The sequence below is a fragment of the Streptomyces sp. NPDC091649 genome, from assembly GCF_044756785.1.
GTDB lineage: Bacteria > Actinomycetota > Actinomycetes > Streptomycetales > Streptomycetaceae > Streptomyces.
Genome location: NZ_JBIVTR010000024.1, coordinates 1 through 2,918 on the forward strand (window position 1 = coordinate 1; position 2,918 = coordinate 2,918).

Sequence of the window (2,918 nt, forward strand, 5' to 3'; positions counted from 1 at the left end):
CCCGGAGAGCCGGACGGCCACTCCTTGGGAGCCACAAATGGCAAGACACCATCAGCCACATCCGGCCCTCCCGGGCCGCCTAACACCTTACGGAGAGCACCATGGCCCAGCAGGACACCCCGCAGCCCCAGGTCACCTTCGTGAACAGGTTCACGGTCTCCGGGAGCCCCCAGGAGTTCGAGGACGCCTTCGCGCGTATCGCGGCCTTCATGAAGGAGCAGCCGGGCATCATCGGCTACACCCTGTCCCAGGACGTGAAGGACCCCCAGCGGTATGTGAACATCGCCCGCTGGGAGCACGCCGGGGCGCTGCGCGCGGCCGTCGGCCACCCGGACTTCCAGACGCACGTCAAGGAACTGCGGCAGCTCGCGGAGAGCGAGTCCGAGCTGTACGCGGAACGGCACCGCTATCTCGACCGCACCGCGTGAACTACGTCCCTCCGGCGTTTTCCCTCCCAGAAGAACACGTGAACAGGCCCTGAAATGACAGAAGTCGAGCGCAACCGGAACAACGCGCAGTACATCCGCATCGCGGGTGCGCGCGAGCACAACCTGAAGGACGTGTCGCTGCGGATCCCCAAGAACAGGATCACGGTGTTCACCGGCGTCTCCGGATCGGGGAAGTCGTCGATCGTGTTCGACACCCTGGCGGTGGAGGCGCAGCGGCAGCTCAACAGCACCTACGACTGGTTCATCCGCAACCAGTTGCCGAAGTACCAGCGGCCCCACGCGGACGTCATCGAGAACCTGACCGCTCCGGTGGTCGTCGACCAGAAACCGGTCGGCGGCAACGCGCGGTCGACGGTCGGCACGATGACGGACCTCTACTCGTCGCTGCGTGTGCTGTTCTCGCGCCTGGGCACCCCGTACAACCCGCCCTCGGCGTACTCCTTCAACAACCCGCAGGGCATGTGCCCGGACTGCGACGGCCTCGGCCGGATGCGCCGGGTGGACGTCGACCGGCTGCTCGACCGGACGAAGTCGCTCGACGGGGGCGCGATCCAGCTCAGCACGCACAAGCCCGGTGCGATGGACTGGCAGATGTACGCGAAGTCGGGGCACTTCGACACCGCGAAGGTGCTGAGCGACTACACCGAGGCCGAGTGGGAGATGCTCCTGCACGGCAGCGGCGGCACGGTGACGGTGTCCACGGCCAACACCACGGCGACCCTCAAGTACGAGGGCGTCGTGGCGCGCTTCGCCCGGACCAACCTCAAGCGCGACCTCGGCTCGCTCAGCGAGCGCGGCCGGGCCAACATCGAGCGGTTCATCACCCTGGGGGAGTGCACGGGCTGCGGTGGCACCCGGCTGAACCCCACCGCGCTCGCCACGACCATCGACGGCCGCACCATCGCCGACTGGACGCGGATGGAGATCAGCGACCTGATCAAGCTCCTCGACGGGATCGACGACCCGGTCGCCACCCCGATCGCCGCGGGAATCCGCACCGCGTTCGAGCGCATCGAGGGCATCGGCCTCGGCTATCTCTCGCTGGACCGGGAGACCCTCTCGCTCTCCGGCGGCGAGGCCCAGCGGTTGAAGACCGTACGCCATCTCAGCAGCAGCCTGGTCGGCATGACGTTCATCTTCGACGAGCCCAGCACGGGCCTGCACCCGCGTGACGTGGGCCGTCTCAACGGCCTGCTGCGGGAGTTGAGGGACATGGGCAACACGGTGATCGTGGTCGAGCACGACCCGGACGTCATCGAGATCGCCGACCACGTGGTGGACGTGGGTCCGGGGGCGGGCGTCCACGGCGGGGAGATCGTCTTCGAGGGCGGGTTCCCGGAGCTGAAGCGGGCCGACACGCTCACCGCCGTCTGTCTGCGCCGTACCGCGGACGTGAAGGCCGACGTCCGCCGTCCGACGGGGAAGCTCGCGGTGGAGAACGCCGACCTGCACAACCTCCGCAACGTCTCGGTGAGCATCCCGATGGGAGTGCTCACGGCGGTCACCGGAGTCGCCGGATCCGGAAAGAGTTCGCTGATCACCGGAGCGTTCCTGGACGCCTACCCGGACACGATCCTGGTCGACCAGACGGCGATCAGGGCGTCGTCGCGGTCCACGCCCGCCAGCCACCTCGACATGATGGACACGATCCGCAAGCTGTTCGCCAAGGCCAACGGCGTGCCGGTCGGCCTGTTCAGCTTCAACTCCGCGGGCGCCTGCGACGAGTGCAACGGGCGCGGTGAACTCGTCGTGGAACTGGCCTACATGGACCCCGTCCGGACCCGGTGCGAAGCCTGCGAGGGCCGGCGGTTCAAGGAGGAGGTCCTGGCCTACGAGCTGCGCGGGAAGTCCGTCGCCGACGTGCTCGACCTGTCTGCCGAGAGCGCCGTCGAGTTCTTCACCGAGCGCGAGGTCCTGGACAAGCTGACCGGTCTGACCGACGTCGGCCTCGGCTACCTCACGCTCGGGCAGCCGCTGAGCACGCTCTCGGGCGGCGAGCGCCAGCGCCTGAAGCTCGCGGGCCGGCTGCACGGCTCCAAGTCCGTGTACGTCCTCGACGAGCCGACGACGGGGCTGCACATGTCCGACGTCGACACCATCGTCGGGCTGATGAACAGCCTGGTGGACCAGGGCAACTCGGTCATCGTCATCGAGCACAACCTGGACGTCGTCCGGCAGGCCGACTGGGTGATCGACCTCGGGCCCGGCGGCGGCAAGCACGGCGGCCAGGTCGTCTTCAGCGGCACGCCGAAGGAGCTGCTGGAGGCCGACGGCTCCGCCACCGGCGAGTACCTCCGCCGCTACCGGACCGCCTGAGCACGGCGCCCGGCAGAGGGGGGGGGGGGGGGCGCCCCCCCCGGGCCCGCCCCCCCCCCCCCCCCCCCCCCCCCCCCCCCCCCCCCCGCCCCCCCGGCCCCCCCCGCCCCGCGGCACCCCCCCCCCCCGCCCCCCCCGCCCCCGCCCCCCCGC

At 69.8% G+C, this 2,918-nt stretch carries 2 protein-coding genes; both read left to right on the forward strand.

The genetic code is table 11. The features are described from left to right. The first annotated feature begins 101 nt into the window (after nucleotides 1-101). Complete coding sequence (locus tag ACIQMU_RS28985) at nucleotides 102-428, forward strand: antibiotic biosynthesis monooxygenase family protein (RefSeq protein WP_352242965.1); 327 nt, start codon at nucleotides 102-104, stop codon at nucleotides 426-428. Between the two features lie 54 nt (nucleotides 429-482). After that, the gene (locus ACIQMU_RS28990; protein ID WP_352242964.1) at nucleotides 483-2,765 is read left to right on the forward strand and encodes an excinuclease ABC subunit UvrA; all 2,283 of its coding nucleotides are present in this window, start codon (nucleotides 483-485) and stop codon (nucleotides 2,763-2,765) included. The last annotated feature ends 153 nt before the right edge of the window (nucleotides 2,766-2,918 follow it).